The sequence below is a fragment of the Clostridia bacterium genome (assembly GCA_035561135.1).
Lineage (GTDB): Bacteria > Acidobacteriota > Terriglobia > Terriglobales > Acidobacteriaceae > DATMYA01.
Window position 1 is genome coordinate 410,617 of the sequence record DATMYA010000008.1, and the last position, 16,207, is coordinate 426,823.

At 58.3% G+C, this 16,207-nt stretch carries 14 protein-coding genes; 7 read left to right on the forward strand and 7 right to left on the reverse strand.

The features are described from left to right. Window positions 1–107: 107 nt before the first annotated feature. From VN622_01905 to lon, 4 genes are all read right to left on the reverse strand, one after another. Window positions 108–497 (reverse strand): Sm ribonucleo-like protein, encoded by a 390-nt coding sequence (locus VN622_01905; protein ID HWR34606.1) that lies wholly within the window; start codon window positions 495–497, stop codon window positions 108–110. A 66-nt stretch (window positions 498–563) separates the two neighbouring features. After that, window positions 564–1,586 carry a VWA domain-containing protein gene (locus VN622_01910; protein HWR34607.1) on the reverse strand — a complete coding sequence of 341 codons (1,023 nt, stop codon included), beginning with the start codon at window positions 1,584–1,586 and terminating at the stop codon, window positions 564–566. Window positions 1,587–1,711: 125 nt separating this feature from the next. After that, complete coding sequence (locus VN622_01915; GenBank protein HWR34608.1) at window positions 1,712–2,440, reverse strand: molybdenum cofactor biosynthesis protein MoaE; 729 nt, start codon at window positions 2,438–2,440, stop codon at window positions 1,712–1,714. A 187-nt stretch (window positions 2,441–2,627) separates the two neighbouring features. Continuing rightward, the gene (gene lon, locus VN622_01920; GenBank protein ID HWR34609.1) at window positions 2,628–5,069 is read right to left on the reverse strand and encodes an endopeptidase La; all 2,442 of its coding nucleotides are present in this window, start codon (window positions 5,067–5,069) and stop codon (window positions 2,628–2,630) included. A gap of 507 nt (window positions 5,070–5,576) precedes the next feature. On the opposite strand from lon, the gene VN622_01925 reads away from it, so the two are divergent. The 4 genes from VN622_01925 to VN622_01940 all read left to right on the forward strand — a co-directional run bounded on the left by VN622_01925 (window position 5,577) and on the right by VN622_01940 (window position 7,563). Then, window positions 5,577–6,125: a hypothetical protein gene (locus tag VN622_01925; protein HWR34610.1), complete on the forward strand. Its 549-nt coding sequence runs from the start codon at window positions 5,577–5,579 to the stop codon at window positions 6,123–6,125. Window positions 6,126–6,441: 316 nt separating this feature from the next. After that, complete coding sequence (locus VN622_01930; protein ID HWR34611.1) at window positions 6,442–6,594, forward strand: lmo0937 family membrane protein; 153 nt, start codon at window positions 6,442–6,444, stop codon at window positions 6,592–6,594. Between the two features lie 55 nt (window positions 6,595–6,649). Then, window positions 6,650–6,892, forward strand: coding sequence for a CsbD family protein (locus VN622_01935; GenBank protein HWR34612.1), 243 nt, complete (start codon window positions 6,650–6,652; stop codon window positions 6,890–6,892). A 281-nt stretch (window positions 6,893–7,173) separates the two neighbouring features. Continuing rightward, window positions 7,174–7,563 carry an energy transducer TonB gene (locus tag VN622_01940; protein HWR34613.1) on the forward strand — a complete coding sequence of 130 codons (390 nt, stop codon included), beginning with the start codon at window positions 7,174–7,176 and terminating at the stop codon, window positions 7,561–7,563. Window positions 7,564–7,587: 24 nt separating this feature from the next. Here VN622_01940 and VN622_01945 read toward each other — a convergent pair whose 3' ends face one another. From VN622_01945 to VN622_01955, 3 genes are all read right to left on the reverse strand, one after another. Beyond that, a complete protein-coding gene (locus tag VN622_01945) occupies window positions 7,588–8,097 on the reverse strand; it encodes an N-acetyltransferase (GenBank protein ID HWR34614.1) in 510 nt (169 codons plus the stop codon). Window positions 8,098–8,225: 128 nt separating this feature from the next. Next, on the reverse strand, window positions 8,226–8,795 hold the full coding sequence (locus tag VN622_01950) for a type 1 glutamine amidotransferase domain-containing protein (GenBank protein HWR34615.1): 570 nt from the start codon (window positions 8,793–8,795) through the stop codon (window positions 8,226–8,228). 156 nt (window positions 8,796–8,951) lie between these two features. Then, window positions 8,952–11,255 carry a tetratricopeptide repeat protein gene (locus VN622_01955; protein ID HWR34616.1) on the reverse strand — a complete coding sequence of 768 codons (2,304 nt, stop codon included), beginning with the start codon at window positions 11,253–11,255 and terminating at the stop codon, window positions 8,952–8,954. Between the two features lie 485 nt (window positions 11,256–11,740). On the opposite strand from VN622_01955, the gene VN622_01960 reads away from it, so the two are divergent. The 3 genes from VN622_01960 to VN622_01970 all read left to right on the forward strand — a co-directional run bounded on the left by VN622_01960 (window position 11,741) and on the right by VN622_01970 (window position 16,155). Then, complete coding sequence (locus VN622_01960; protein ID HWR34617.1) at window positions 11,741–14,335, forward strand: PBP1A family penicillin-binding protein; 2,595 nt, start codon at window positions 11,741–11,743, stop codon at window positions 14,333–14,335. A 101-nt stretch (window positions 14,336–14,436) separates the two neighbouring features. Next, window positions 14,437–15,267, forward strand: a complete 831-nt coding sequence (locus tag VN622_01965; protein HWR34618.1) for a tetratricopeptide repeat protein — start codon at window positions 14,437–14,439, stop codon at window positions 15,265–15,267. A gap of 108 nt (window positions 15,268–15,375) precedes the next feature. After that, a complete protein-coding gene (locus VN622_01970; GenBank protein ID HWR34619.1) occupies window positions 15,376–16,155 on the forward strand; it encodes a tetratricopeptide repeat protein in 780 nt (259 codons plus the stop codon). The last annotated feature ends 52 nt before the right edge of the window (window positions 16,156–16,207 follow it).

The window sequence follows — 16,207 nt, forward strand, 5'->3', positions numbered from 1 at the left end:
TCACGATGCGAGACTCCGGTGCTGAAAACGCAAAACCGAGGCTGACTCGGCAGGGCGTCGCGTTACTAGCTCACTGATCGTCAATTACGGATCGCCCTTACTAAATCTTATTGATCGTCGTCCTTGCTTGAAGCCGGCTGCAGAGGTGCATCAGCGCGAACTTTCGTGGCGCGGGCAGCGGCGAGCGGTTTGGCTGAAACAGCAGGCACTTCGGCACGAACCTTCTTCACCGCATCTTTGCCGCTCTCGGCGATGTACATGATTTCGTGCTTGAAGATGAAGAGATTCGGAGCGTCCTCACGCGTCAGCCGAATCATCGTGCGGTCGTAGTATTCCACCCAGCCACGGACGATTTCACCGTCAACCAGCTTGATAGAGACGACCTTCTGTTTTTCGCCGAGCGACTTGAGATATGCGGCTTCTTCGAAAGTCTCTTCAGGCGGTGGGGTTTTGCCTTTTTTATTCGTCGGAGTTGATTGCGAGCTACGGAAAGCCATGACGATTCATTGTAGCGCACCAGTCGCGGCGTTTTCGGTGACAGCGCAAACAGAATGTCGCGCCAGTTATTTCAATTTGCTGGTGTAGTAACCCGTGCGATGGCGGACCTTCAGCGATGCAGCATCCGGCGCATCGTTCGTCGCAGGATCAATGTCTATGCTTATTCGCCGGAACTCGTTCCCGGTCCTCTGCGAAGGATAGTAGGCGATAAGGTACTGCGTCCGAAGTTCGTCGCTGATCTGGTGGAAAACCTCTTCAAGCTGGCCCAGCGAGGTGGCGTAATAGTGCTTGCCACCGGTGTCCCTGGACAGTTGAATCAGCGCGTGTTCCCCGCCGGTGTCGCGCCCGGCGCTGGCTTCGATGGGGACCATGATGACGGCGTAGAGAATGGTTTCCGCAGTCTGTGCAGCGCGCACCGCTTCGGCATAGCTGATCCTGCTGGCGGTGTCACCGCCATCGGTGATCACGACCATCACCTTGCGTCCCTTGCGCGGAAGCAGTGCCTCAGACCCGAGATACAGCGCGTCGTACAGGGCCGTAGCCGCGCCGGTTCGCACCGTGACGATCCCGCGATCAATCTGTTTCAGGTCCGACGTGAACGGGACAACCTCGTGGACGATCTCGCTGAACGCGTAAACCGAAAGCGCGTCGATCGGGCGCACGATTGCATGCGCAAATTTTCTGGCAGATTCGAGCTCAAGCCTCAGGTCCTTGCGCGTGCTCAGGCTCGCGTCTATGCCCATGACGATGGAGAGCGGCAGCTCGGATTCTCGGTTGAAGACCGCGATCTTTTGCTCGACACCGTCTTCGGAAATCTTGAAATCGTCTTTCTTCAGCGACGCGATAGGCGCGCCGTTATTGTCCGTGACAGTGGCGAACACATTCACCAATTTCACATTTACTTTGAACACTGCGGCGGGATCGTTTGTCTGTTCATCCTGCTTCGGTTCCCGGGCGGCGGGGGGTTTTGCACTTGTGTCCGTGTGCGACGCCGGCGGCTCGCCGGGAGCAACCGCCGGTGGCGGCGATGTCTGGGCCAAGGCTGCGGCGGCCAGCACGAAAGGAAGCAATATTTTCAGGATCTTCATTGAAAGCTTTTCTTATCGAGCGCTGTTGATGATTGTGCGGCGGACACTTGCGGTGCAAACACCGTCCATAAGCCAAACACCGCGCGCAGTGCGAAGTTTCGCGTAGGGGCCCTGGACCTGCATCATCAATCCCTGGTCACCCGTAGCTCGGGCGGGAACTCTTCGCCATCGGCCCAGACCGCCCCGTCCTCAAAGTATTCCTTCTTCCAGATCGGAACCGTTTTCTTCAGCGTATCGATTAGCCAGCGGCAAGCCTCGAACGCAGGGCCGCGATGCGCCGACGCGACCACGATAAGGATGCTTGTCTCTCCGATTTCGAGCCGCCCAAGGCGATGAATTATGCGCACCTCGCGAACCTTGTGCTCGCGAAGAGCCTGCTCCGCGAGGCTCTCCATCTGCTGTATCGCCATCTGCTCGTAAGCCTCGTAATCGAGGTACAGCGTGCGGCGACCACGCGTGTTGTTCCGCACGATGCCATCGAAGATGCACGCAGCCCCGTCTTCGGGCCGCTCCACTGCTTCGATTACAGGCTGTGCTGCGATGCGTCGGCGCGTTATGCAACAGTGTGGCGAAAGCAGATCGGCGGGAGCCGTCGCGGGCACGGCATCCGTGCCACCGCTCACCGGCGGTAGCAGCGCGACTTCGTCTCCCTCACTAAGAACGACGTCCGGGGCGGCGTACTCGTTGTTCACTGCAATAGCGAGCGAGCCATTGAAACGCGCGAAGGTTGGATACGTGGAGAGCAGATGCTTCCAAAGATCGCCGACCGTCGAACCCACAGAGACATCCTGCTGCTGGACGGCGCGTCCAGCCAGATCCTTCAGTATCCCGAGATAGACAATGCGAACCTGCATGCCCGGCCAGTGTAATGCACGGCGAGAGATTTGAAAAAGCCATGCCGAGTTGCAGAAAACCTCAGAGTTGCGACTTCAACGGTTCGCAAGAAAAGAAAAAGGCCGCCAGCACATGACGGCCCTAAGAGTCGATGAGGTGGCGCCTATTTTTGGCGCGGCCGAAGCATCTCCAGATAACTTTGTAACATTACCCGACGGGTGCTCCGCTCAGAACCTGCTCGCGAGTCTCGGCGTCCTTCTTCTCCTCAGCAGGAGAGGAGGGCAGCGCGACCGTCAGCAACTCTTCAATGGTGTTCACGAAATGAAGCGTGACACCGGAGAGCTGTTCCTGGGTCAGGTCCTCTTCAACGTTCTGCTTGTTGTCGGACGGAAGGATGATGTCCTTGACGCCGGAACGTTTGGCTGCCAGAACCTTCTCCTTCACGCCGCCGATGGGTAGCACGTTGCCGCTCAACGTGATTTCGCCGGTCATCGCCGTTAGCGGACGCACCCGACGATCGGTGAGCAGTGAGACCAGCGCAGTCGCCATCGTCACGCCTGCCGAGGGACCGTCCTTCGGGATGGCTCCGGCGGGAACGTGTATGTGAATGTCGTGGTCCTTGAAGAAGTCCTCGCTGATGCCGAGCGACTCCGCATTGCTGCGGACCCACGTCAGCGCGGCCTGCATGGACTCCTGCATCACCTGGCCGAGTTGACCGGTCATGGTGAAGCCGCCCTTGCCTTTCATCTTGTTCGCTTCGACGAACAGGATGTCGCCACCCGTTGGGGTCCAAGCCAGTCCGACAACGACGCCCGAGCGCTTCGTACGCTCTGCGATCTCGCTGTCTACCCGCACCTTGATACCGCCAAGCATCTCCAGGACGACTTCGCGAGTTACAACAAGCTTTTCCGTCTTGCCCTCGGCGATGCGACGCGCCTGTTTGCGGCAGATAGTCCCTATCTGGCGTTCCAGGCTGCGCACGCCCGCTTCGCGCGTGTAGTGACGGATCAGGAAGCGAATCGAGTCTTCCGTAAACTCGATTTGTTCGTTCGTGACGCCGTTCTCATCGGTCTGCCGCTGGATGAGGTACTGGAAGGCAATGTGCACCTTGTCCTCTTCCGTGTAGCCCTGCAGTTCGATAATCTCCATGCGGTCGAGCAACGGAGCAGGTACGGGATCGAGCTGGTTCGCGGTGGTGATGAACAGCACCTTGGAGAGATCGAACGGCACGTCGAGATAGTTGTCCCGGAACGTGGAGTTCTGCTCGGGATCGAGCGCCTCGAGCAACGCGGCCGCGGGATCGCCACGGAAATCGCGCCCAACCTTATCGATCTCGTCGAGCATGAAGACCGGATCGTTGGTCTCGGCGCGGCGAATTCCCTGCATGATCTGGCCAGGCAGAGCGCCAATGTATGTGCGGCGGTGTCCGCGAACCTCAGCCTCGTCGTGCACGCCGCCCAGTGACAGGCGAACGAACTTGCGGCCAAGCGAACGGGCGATCGACTTGCCGAGCGAGGTCTTGCCGACGCCAGGAGGACCTACGAAGCAAAGGATCGGCCCCTTCATTGACGGCTTCAGCCGGCGAACCGACAGGTAATCGAGAATGCGGTCCTTTACTTTCTTCAGGTCGTAGTGGTCCTGGTCCAGGATCTCCTTCGCCTTGTTGATCTCGATCTCCGTGCCCGAAGATTTCTGCCACGGCAGCACCGCAAGCCACTCGATGTAATTACGCGTGATCGAGTAGTCGGCGGCCATGGGCGACATGCGGGACAGGCGGCCGAGTTCCTTCAGAGCTTCCTTCTTGACGTCGTCAGGCATTCCCGCCTGCTCGAGCTTCTCTCTCAGCTCCTCGACGTCGCGCGTGTTCTCGTCCTGTTCGCCCAGTTCCTTCTGGATCGCCTTCATCTGCTCGCGCAGGTAGTACTCGCGCTGCGTCTGCTGCACGCGGTCCTGAACTTCGGACTGGATTTTGTTGCGAAGCTGCTGCACCTCGAGTTCTTTCGCGAGGTGCTGGTTGATTTTGTCGAGACGGGTCCGAACGTCGGGCGTCTCCAGTACATCCTGCTTATCTTTGGTCGAAAGCGACGGCAGCGAGCTGGCAATAAAGTCCACCAGCCGGCCTGCGTCGTCGATGTTCATGGCGACGGTCGAGAGCTCGTCGGACAGCGTCGGCGAACCGGCAACAATCTGCTGAAACAATGTAAGAATATTGCGTTCAAGCGCCTCAATTTCCGCGCTTTTTGGCGTACTGATCTCGCTAACGGTATCGACACTTGCCCTCATGAAGGGCGTCAACTGCGTGTATTCCCCAACGCGGACGCGCTCCAGCCCTTCGGCAAAAACAAAAAGGCTCTGGTTCGGCATCTTGACGACTTTGTGCACAACCGCCAAGGTGCCGAGCGTGTACAAGTCGGCAGGCTGAGGAGAATCCACACGGGCCTCGCGTTGGGCAACCACTACAATGGTCTTATCCTCGCCAAGCGAGTTGATTAGCTGAACCGAACTTTCCCGGCCAACCGTAAGAGGCAGAACGGCATGCGGGAATAGAACCGTGTCCCGAACCGGGAGAACCGGAAGGGTACGCGCCTCGGTAGCGTCGTCCCGAAATTCGGGCTCGGTCCGCTCTATGTTGCGCGTTTCTTTGGCCATAACACTCCTTGAGTCAGTCATACTCAACATTTTGATGAAGCGACGTGTTTGAAAGATTCAAGCTGCAACATAGCGCTTTGATTCCAGTCACTTAGCCGCACCGGAGAAAACGGGACCAGGCTGAGCTAACGGCGAATCCCAGGGAAAGAACAGCATGCGATGCCAAAGTGCCACGTCTTGCAGAATTACAACCGGGCTTAAACCCTCCCTTAGAAGCGGCGCGATTCTAATCGCAGTACTGGCCGCACCGCAATGACAGAGGGGAGAATATCTTCCCAAGCCTTGAAGCAGCACTGGCAAACATCACTCATTCGTACATTGTCCGAACAATACGGGCCGATGGACTTTCGGTACGACAACGGCCAGGGCAAGCAGCTGCATCTCAGCCAGAGCTTCTCAAATCACGCACAGCGGCCCTGGCTAAGAGGAGGGGCTCGCTTTTAAGGAATGCCGATGAAAAGCTTTCCCAGAAATCTTACCGTTTTAAGAAATTTTGCAAATGTTCTTATGTTGGGCTTCTGCTTTCTGGCCACTGTCGTTGCAGCCAACGCCCAACAGAATGAATTAGCGATTACCGTCGGCGGACAATTTCCCCGAAACAATCTGTTTGATACGGGAGCAAGCTTTGCGGTTGGCGGCAATTACGCTAGTCGTCTTCTGCACGTGCCCCTTGCTTCGCTCTACTTTGAAGTTTCCGTCGTTGCAGGCCCGAAAAGCGTTCTGCGACTGCCCTCACGGTCCAACTATTCTTCTCTGTTCATCGCGCCCGGACTAAAGCTGAAGCTTGCGCCGGAGTTTCCGGTGTCGCCCTATTTCGCTGTGGGCGGCGGATTCGCAAGATTCCACTCGGACGCGACCGCTACCACTTCCGGCGAGAGCGTGAACACGGGTGTTTTCGATTACGGCGCTGGCTTGGATATGAAGATATTCCCGGCGCTCAGCGTTCGCGGCGAAGTACGCGATTTCTTTTCAGGCTCGCCAAGCTTCAGTGCCCTCGGCGACACAGGACGCCAGCACAACGTAGTGGCGCAGACCGGAATTGTGCTGCGGTTCTAGAGGCTTCTGAAGTCGAAACGGCTTGCAATAAACGGGTCACCCTGAGGGTAGCGAAGGATCTGCTATTTACAACAAAGCAGATTCCTTCGGTCCCGCAAAGCGGCGTGACCTCAGGATGACCCAATATAGAGTTTTTCAGCAACCTGTCTAGCAGGGAAGCCAAGCAATCGACCCGCGGCTTTGCGGAACCCGCGGAATAGAGTTGCCTGCGTAAGCGGCCTTCGGTGGCAACCCTCGATTCGTACCAACCCGTACGGCGCAGAGCGCCTCAAAGTTTGTAGTCGAAGATTGAAAACCACAGGGTGAGGAAATCGAGATGCTTTGGACGCTGTTTGTGATTCTGCTTGTACTGTGGCTGCTGGGTGTCGTCAGCAGCTATACGCTGGGCGGCTTCATTCACATTCTGCTGGTCCTGGCCGTCATCGCGCTGGTGTTCCAGCTGATTAGTGGACGCAGACCCGTCGCCTAAGCCCGACGGAATCGCCGGGCGCACGCTTGAGAGAGTTTAAGTCTTGGGAGGGCTAATGGATAAGGACCGCATCAAAGGCAAGATGGAGGATGTGAAAGGCCGAGTTGAGCGGCAAGTGGGCGAGTGGACGGGCGACGAAGAAGCCCAGGCGGAAGGCATGAAAGATCAAGCCAAGGGCAAGATCGAAAATGCCTGGGGCAAAACAAAAGACGCTGTCCGCGATGCCACCGAGAAAGGTGATCGTAACGTTGACCGGGACGCCGACAACGACATCGACCGCGACAAGAACGCCGCCTAGATCATCCGGCGAATTGCGCAGCGCTCCGGTCGACAGAATGCTTCAGGGTTGTCACTCATCAAAGGCGCTCCTTCCGTGGAGCGCCTTTACTTTCGCGGCAAGATAATCCGGTTCGAGTCCGAGCGTGGCATCCAGGGAATACAAATAAGATCGGCAGCATACGATTTCGCCGGCACCTACGACTTCTTGCGGGACAATGGTCAATTGCAGCGCAACCTGGATTGCAGCGCAGAACTCCGTGTGACCACTGCAATTGCGCTCGCAGTCGTGTGCGGTGATTTATGTTGCGGGTGCTGTCGGGTGTCCTTATCGCTATCGCTGCATCTCTTGCTCAGGCGCAATATCCGAATCCGCGCTTGGGGGGCGAGTTCGTGCACGTGGCCGAGCAGATTGCACGAAGCCGCCTGACGCGCATCGTGCGCCCGGTTGCACCCGCAGAGCGCGAGCGCTTCTCTTGCGACTCCAAGGTTTACTTGATCCTCCGGCTTGATGATGCGGGCGCACCTGCGCAAATCAACGTCATCTCCGGCGAGCCGGTGCTTGCCGCGTCAGCAGTGCAGGCAGTACGACAATGGCGCTTTGAACCCTATTTTATCGATGGCAAGCCAGTACGGGTACAGACACAGGTGACGCTCGTCTGCCCTTATGACTGGGATTTTCCTGCTGGCTAAACAGCTCCAAAACTTTTGCGTCTTCTATAGTCGCTTGATCATGAAAAACGCGTCGAGCTCGCCGTTGTAGTAGCGCGGCAGGGTTCGCACGATGTTGTACTTGTGCTGCTTATAGAACGCGAGCGCAGAAGAATTATTGACAGCCGCTTCTAGCACCATCATGAACGCGCCTTCTTTGATGACACGCTTCTCGGCGGCTGCCATCAGTATCGTGCCCAGTCCCTGGCGGCGATATGCGGGACGGATGTCGAGCGTGATGACATGTCCGTAGCCCTTAGGGTGCATCTCGGCCACTGCGAAACCGGCAATTCTGTGGGCGGGCTGTTTTGGTTCACGAGGTCCAGCCAGTGTGGCGTCGCCGACTGAACTTGAAGATGCAGGCGCCGGCTCGGCGATGATGCCGAACGCCCCCTTGCGTTGAACATAGCTTTGCAACTCGCCGCGCGAGTAGGAGATGCCGGGAGGAAAGCACTCCCGATCAATGGCGAGCATCTCGTCGATGTCTTTGACTTTGAAGTCACGAAGTGAGAACACGAAAGCTAGTGTGGACGTTTAACTTCGCCGTGGCAAGTCGCGACTTTTGCGCACGAAGGATCTGCTTTGTTGTGAAGAGCAGATCCTTCGCTACGCTCAGGATGAGCCCCGCTTGTTTCCGTTTCCGGTTATGCAGTCTTTCGTCCGGCGATACGGGATTCAGAGAAGAGGCCGATCATCTCCTGGTTGAAACGCGGAATGTCAGACGGTTGGCGGCTGCTCACCCAGTTGCGGTCGCGAATGACCACGTCGTCCCGCCACTCGGCGCCCGCGTTCTTGAGATCGTCCTGGATGGTGTGATAGCTGGTCATTTTGCGGCCTTTCACCAGCCCGGCCGAAACGAGCAGCCACGGGCCGTGGCAGATGACCGCAATCGGCCGTTCCGATTGATCGAATTTGCGAACAAATTCCTGCGCTTTTTTCTCCATGCGAAGCGCGTCAGCGTTCAGCGCGCCACCCGGAAGAAGCACTGCATCGAACTCGTCCGGATTCGCCTGGTCGAGCGTGCGATCTACTTTGATCTTCTGCGTTTTATTCACGTGCTGGACGGCCTGAATCTCACCGGCTTTCGGAGCAATGACGGATGTTTTCGCGCCAGCTTGCTGCAACGCTTTCCTGGGTTCCGTCAGTTCCGACTCTTCGAAAAAGTCCGTCGCAAGGATTGCCACATTCATTCCGTTCAGGTTCTGCTCTGCCATGGAGACCTCCAGTTAGCTGTTTCTGTTTGGGAAGGTGGAGTGAGCACGGTTCGGTCAGTTCGTGTTCTCCGAGAAATTTCAATCGTTGGGATGCGACGGATGCACGTTAGGAAGTAGCTGCGCCCGGGTTTATCCAGCTCGAGCTTACGCACATCATTATTTGTGTAGCGCAGCCCCTCTGTTGCTGGCCACCAATGCAGCCTGCTCGGTTTGGCCATTGCGGAGGTAAGCCTCCGCAAGATGCCGCTTGATGTCGCCCAGAACGGCTGCGCCATCGCGAGCTTGCGTCTTCGCGAGCACGTGCGCCCGTTCCAACACGGCCACCGCCTGGGTGTACTCACGACGTTTCAAATAAACGTAGCCAAGCGTGTCGAGCACTCCTGCGCTGGCCGGCGCCAACTCACGCGCACGCTGTGCCAAGGTCAGGGCGCGGTCGAGGTTACTTCCCTGCTCTGCGTAGATCCAGGCCAGGTTGTTGGCGGCCACTCCTGTCTTGTCCCCGGCGCGCACCGCAGCTTCGTAGTTTGCTATTGCGGATTGCATGTCCTGGCGATCCTGCGCGCGCACGCCGTTGAGTAGAGTCCGCATGTCGCCGACACGAGCGGCAGAATCTGTGGCTGCGCTGACTTCGCCGTCGGCGGCGAAGATTTGCGCCAGGGCAGTCGCCGCCGAAGGCCGGTTAGGATCGATTTCCAGGGAACGTTGCAAGCAGCGGCGCGCGTCCTCCGTCCAGCTACGCTCAGCGAACAATCGCCCTGTAATCTCCATCAACGTGGCAGAGCGTGGCTCGGAGGACGCAATCGTTTCCATCTTCAGCAGCATGGGCCGGGTGACCATACCTGAGCGATACACCTTCGTAAGGCCTTCGATCGCCGAACGCGAACGGGGTTCCAGCAGCACGGCCTGTTGAAACTGTATGAGCGACTCGCCAATCTTGTCTTCTTCCAGCGCGATCTGTCCGTTTATCAGGTGCGGCTCGGCCGAAGTGGGGTCCACTACCTGCGCACGGTGGCTGATGATCCGCGCCGAGGCATAGTTCTTCTCCGCCACCAAGACGCGAGCGAAGAGAATCAACGCTTCGAAATTCCCGGGCTCTTCCCTGACCGCGGGTACCACGTAATCCTGCGCAGCCGCGAAATCGCCGGAGTTGAGCGTGTAACCAGCAAGCGCCAATCGCGCGGGGATGAAGCGAGAATCCTCCTCCAGCGCAGCGTCCCAATCGGTTCGTGCGCCAGATGGATCACCCGAACGGTACTTCACTACGCCCAGAACATAATGCGCGGCGGCCGACTCCGGAGCCATTTCGACGGCCGCTTCTGCCTGAACCTTCGCCATGGGAAGATCGTTCTCGGCAATGGAAATTTCCGCCTCGAGCAGGCGAATTGTGGCGGCATCCAGTTCTCTTCGAAACTCCGTAAGATGCTCGCGCGCAATCCTGGCTCCGGACTCAGCGTGACGGGAACTGCGTTGGTCCGAAACTGCCCCTGCGGCGAGATCCGCTTCGATCAACCGGGAAATGAGCTGGCCCCGCGTTTCTTTGGCCTGTGCGATTTGTATGGGACCGGAGGCCTGGTCGGCTGCGACGCTGGTGCGCAATGCTATGAGATACGCTTCGCTCGCCCTGCCCGCCTTTCCGGAGATCAGGTGAAAATCCGGAAGTGCCGTCGGCAACTTCGGACGCAGACTATCGACCCGCTTCAGTATCTGTTCGGCCTCGGCGACGCGACCGGCACGCTCCAGGTACTGCGCCAGCCGCAGATTGCTCTCCGGCGTGTTCTCGGCGGCCACAGCTTTTCGATACGCGTCCTCCGCGATCTTAACGTTCCCTTCCTGCTCTTCCAATCTCCCCAGCGCGAGCCAGGGCATCGCGCTCAGGGGTTGAGCCTGCGCAGCTTTCCGCAGTACATCGCGAGCCTGTTCCGTCTGGTTATCGTGCTGGTAGAGGTCGGAAAGCGAGAGCGCGACCTTTACACGGCCGGGGTCGGCCGTCAGCACGCGCGTGAAGGCGTCGCGGGCGATATCTGTTTGCCCGTTCGCGGCGGCCGCTGCACCAAGCAGTGCGAGCGCATCCAGGTTCGCGCCCGAAGACTTGAGCGCAGCGCTGGCCTGCTCTGTGGCGCGGTCACCCGATCCAGCGAGCAGATAGAGTTCGCCCAGACGCAGGTGCGCCGATTGATTGTGGTCGTTCAGTTCAACGGCTTTGTTGTAGGCGGAAAAGGCGTCTGCCGGGCGCTCCAGCGCAAGCAGGCACTCGCCCGACCGGTAGTAGAGTTCGGAGAGTCTCTTGGTATCTGACGCCGCGGTATCGGCAATCTCAGCCTTGTAGGCGTCCAGGGCGAGCGCAAACTGGCCCTTCTTCTCGAGTTGCTCTGCGCGCTCAAGCTGCTTGTGGCGCGAACATGCGAAAGTGACGGAGAGTACGACGACAGCAAGCGAACAAAATAAGATTCGGGTACGCACTGTGACACCAACCCCGGCGCGCATCCGCGGGGGCCCGAAGGCCTTCTGTACAAGACCTCTGAATTGCGCTGAACATCAGGCGCTCCAATCCAAGATGCCAGCGCTCCGGCGTTAGTTGTAAAAGAAGCACTTATGCAAGCCGAGCGGACGGAAGTGGCGCTATCTCTCTTCAACTTGATGAATGCTGGGCCAACAGCTCTGCGCTCCTGTAGAATGTGGGTACTGCTCTGGCTGATTCACCTGCGAGCGGTTCTGCTCCCCAACGCCCAGCACGCGTCATGCTGATGGGGTGCGCCGCCTCGGTATTGCCGCTTCGGAATTCGGATGCGTTCGGCCTCATTTCCGAACGCGAACGCAAATAACCTTTTGGTCCGGTTCACCGTCTGAAACAATAGCGGCGTCTCTCAAATATCAAAGTGGCGATAAAACTGAAAATCCCGCAGAGCACTAACAGGAACAAGAAGCAGGGCGCAACCCGAGCCCACATGTCGGACCCGGTGATTAAGACGGCAGTCGCGTCGTTCATCGTGATCTCGATGGTGATGCTCAGTGTGTTCGCCTATTACTACATTCATTACGAACGCATCATCGACCGGCGGATGCGTGGGCAGCTCTTTAACAACACTTCAAAGATCTTCGCCCGGCCCCGGCTCGTGCAAGTTGGCGACCCGCTCTCCATTGAGCAGATCGCCGCAGAGTTGCGGCGAGCGGGCTATACCGATTCCGGATCTACGGATTCGCCCGTGGGCTCCTACCGCCTGATGAAGGGCGGCATTGAGATAAGGCCGGGGGCCGAATCGTTCCACTCCACAGACGGCGCCATCATTCGCGTTGCCGATGGCAAGATCGAGCGCGTCGTTGGGATTGGCTCGAACGAAGGGCAGAATCTCGCCGGGTACGAACTTGAGCCACAACTTGTCACCGCACTTTTCGAGGGTGAACAGCGAAGCAAGCGCCAAGTCGTCAAGTTCGACGAGATACCCAAGGTAATGGTGGACGCAGTACTGGCGATCGAAGACCGCCGATTCTTCCAGCACTCGGGCGTCAACTACTTCCGCTTTGTACAGGCGGCTTTGATCGACCTCCGCGAAGGACGTCACGCGCAAGGCGGATCCACGATTACAATGCAGGTCTCCCGCGCTTTTTTCCTTACGCCGGAAAAGACCGTAAAGCGCAAGCTCGTGGAGATGCTGATCGCCATTGAGTTGGAGCAGAAGCTAACGAAGCCGCAGATTTTCGAGCTCTACGCGAACCAGATTCCAATGGGACAGCGCGGCTCGTTTGCGGTCAGCGGCTTTGCCGAGGCGGCGCGCTCTTACTTCAACAAAGACATCAGAAGCCTGACTCTGCCGGAAGCTGCAATGCTCGCCGGCATCATCCAGCGACCCAGCTATCTCTCGCCCTACAAACATCCGGAGCGCGTGCTGGATCGCCGCAACCTGGTGCTGGAGTCGATGGTGGAAACCGGCGCCATCACGCGAGAGGAATGTGACCGCGCGAAGGCAACGCCGCTAAAGCTCGCTCCGCCGAACGTCGAAGCCAGTGACGCTCCTTATTTTGTCGACCTGGTGAAAGACACCCTCCAGAGTCGCTACAGCGATAGCGACCTGAATGAGCAGGGCTTCCGCATCTACACCACTATCGATTCCGACCTCCAGCGCGCTGCCGCCGAAGCTGTCGAAGTCGGCATCAAGGTCGTGGACGAGCAGGTACGGAAGCTGCGCACCCGGCGGGTGAAGACCGGCAAAGGCAAGAACGCGAAGACAGAGGAAACTGTTGTAAACGGGCCGATTCCGCAGGTAGCGCTGATCGCGCTCGATCCGCATACGGGAGAGGTGCTGGCGCTCGTTGGTGGCCGGAACTACGGCTTCAGCCAATTGAACCACGTCGTCGCTAAGCGGCCGACAGGGTCCATTTTCAAGCCGTTCGTGTTCGCGGCGGCTATGAACACTGCAATCAATTCCGACCTCCCGGAAAACGTGATTACCGCATCCTCGCTCATCGACGATGCGCCGACCACGTTCGCGCACGGTGATCAAATCTACGAGCCGCGCAATTACAAGAACGAGTATCACGGGCAAGTGACAGCGCGTTATGCGCTCGCGATGTCGCTCAACAACGCGACGGTGAAACTTGCCGAAACCGTAGGCTACGACAACGTAGTTGCGCTTGCGCGCGCGTCCGGCATCACTTCGGTGAGAGCCACGCCGTCGATGGCACTCGGCGCTTATGACGCGAGTCCGCTGGAGATGGCGGGCGCTTACACGATCTTCGCGAATGGCGGAGTGAAAGTCGATCCGCTCATGCTGAAATCGGTTCGTCGCGGCAATGGCGACGTCGTCGAAGATTTCCATAACGATCAGAAGCCGGTGCTCGATCCGCGAATCGCTTACATCATGACGGACATGATGGAAGCCGTGGTCAATTCCGGCACCGCCGCTGGCGTCCGTTCGCGCGGATTCTATGCCCCCGCCGCCGGTAAGACGGGCACTTCGCACGATGCCTGGTTCGCTGGATACACGAGCAACCTGCTCTGCATCGTGTGGGTCGGCTATGACGATTACAGCGATCTCCGGCTAAGTGGCGGTGTCACTGCCGCGCCAATCTGGGCTGAGTTCATGAAACGCGCGGTTGGCATGCCGCAGTACAAGGGCGCCACGGAATTCCAGCAACCCTCCGGCGTGGTCGACGTGCAACTCGATAAACTCACGAACCGGCTTGCAACGGCGTCGTGTCCGGAAACATACACGGCTGCCTTCATCGCCGGGACCGAGCCGAAGGAAACCTGCGAGCAGGGCGACAGCCGTAACCTGTTCCAGCGCATTTTCGGCGGAGGCCAGCCACAGCCCTTGCCGCCGCCAACCAGCAATGGTCCGGTGCATAACGTTCCGGCGAATGCGCGTGCACCGTTACCGGGAGTTCCGGCGCAACAGGCCAACCAGCAACAACCAGCGCCGGAGAAAAAGAAGAAAGGATTCTTTGGACGTATCTTTGGCGCGTTCAAAGACGACAGCGAAGAAGAACGGCCCGCGCCCGCACCGCCACCTGGAAATGGCGGGAACAATCCGACGCCTCGCTAGGTCTAATGGAGCAGGAAAAACCCGGTTGCGGACGGCTCTTTTCCGAATGATCGATCGTTAGAGACATCCCATCGTCATCAAGATGGGAGGAGGGTTGTGCGATGCGTCGTATACCCGTTTTCTGCTCGTCTCTCTTGCTGCTAGTGCTGCTGCCCTGTGGTTTGGCTTCAGCACAGAATCCTGCACCAGCCAGCGGTTTGAACCTGGCACAGATACAGGAAGTGCAGCCGGCCCCGCCCCGGCCACCCGTTTCGCTCACCACTGCAACGCCCCAGGAACTCGAAGCTCGTGGCGATGAACTTCGCGACGTCAAGGATTACCTGCAGGCGATTGACTACTACAATGCCGCGATTCGCCGCCAGCCCACCGCTGTGTTGCAGAACAAGATCGGCATGGCCTACATCTCGATGCAGCGTTACGACAAGGCGCAGGATGCGCTGAAGCGAGCCATCAAAATGAATAAGACGTACGCCGAGGCCTACAACAATCTGGGTGTGGTTTACCACCTCAAGAAGAAGTACGGTCCGGCGGTCAAGAATTACCGAAAGGCGCTGGAGTTGAACGAGCAGTCCGCGTCTTTTCACAGCAACCTTGGCACCGTTTACATCGAACGCAAGGAGTACGAGAAGGGCACGGCGGAGTACCAGCGGGCCTTCGATCTGGACCCGTCGGTGTTCGAACGATCCTCTCGTAGCGGAGTATCCGCGCGGATGTCGTCTCCCGAGGATCGCGCCCGGTTCAACTACCTGGTTGCCCGGCTATACGCCAAGCAGGGAAACCTGGACAAGTCTCTGCTGTACCTCAGGCGGGCGATGGAAGAAGGCTTCCCCGATATTGGCAAGGTTTACACGGACGCCGAGTTCGCCACGCTCCGCGCCGATCAGCGTTTTACGGAGTTGATGGCGGTGCGTCCGCCCGCCATTCCGCAGTAGGATTGAATTGGCTGAGACAACACTCGGCCCAGTGCGGTGCGCCATTCTGCAAACTACGCGTCCGTGCTGGAGTTGAAGTGTGTGAGGTGTTTGTATGGAAGGTCTGGAATGACGCGTCCTTATATCTGCGTCCTGGGTTTCGTCATCCTGCTGACGGGAGGAGCGTTAACCCTGGAGGCGCGCGACTGGCAGGCAGCGGAGCCGCCAGCTCCATCACAGATGTCGTCGAAAGAGCTGGAAACAAAAGCCGACGCCTTTCGTTTACAGAAGGAATGGAACAGCGCGCTCGACTACTACAATCTGGCCATCAAGAAGGATTCGAAGAACGCAATCCTTGTAAACAAAGCCGGCATGACGGAGTTGCAGCTCGGCTTGTACGATCAGGCCCGCAGGCGTTTTGAACGAGCCGTGAAGCTGGACAAAAAGTACGCCGAAGCAATCAACAACATAGGCGTCGCTTACTACCTGCGCAAAGACTACCGGCGTGCAATAACACAGTACCGAAAGGCGCTCGCCCTGCGCGACGAGGCTTCTTTCCACACCAATCTTGGAGCGGCGTATTTCGACAACAAAGAGCTTAAGCCTGCGATGGCCGAATACATGCGCGCGCTGCAACTCGACCCGGAGGTCTTCGAGCGCACTTCCTTAACCGGGATTTCCGCGCACGTAAGCAAGCCCCAGGACCGTGCGGAGTATGCCTTCATGATGGCGCGCCTCTATGCGCGTTTTGGGGACGTGGACCACGCAATCACCCAGTTGAAGCGCGCCCGTGAGAATGGCTATCCGAAACTTGATGATGTTTACAGGGATGACGAGTTTGCGGCCGTCCGCCAAGACCCGCGATTCGCGGAACTCATGGGGTCCGAAACGTCTGCTATCCCGGAGTAGCAAAAGGCCCTAAAGTGGTGCCAGGCAGCCGTGGTACGCGAACAAAAGCAGG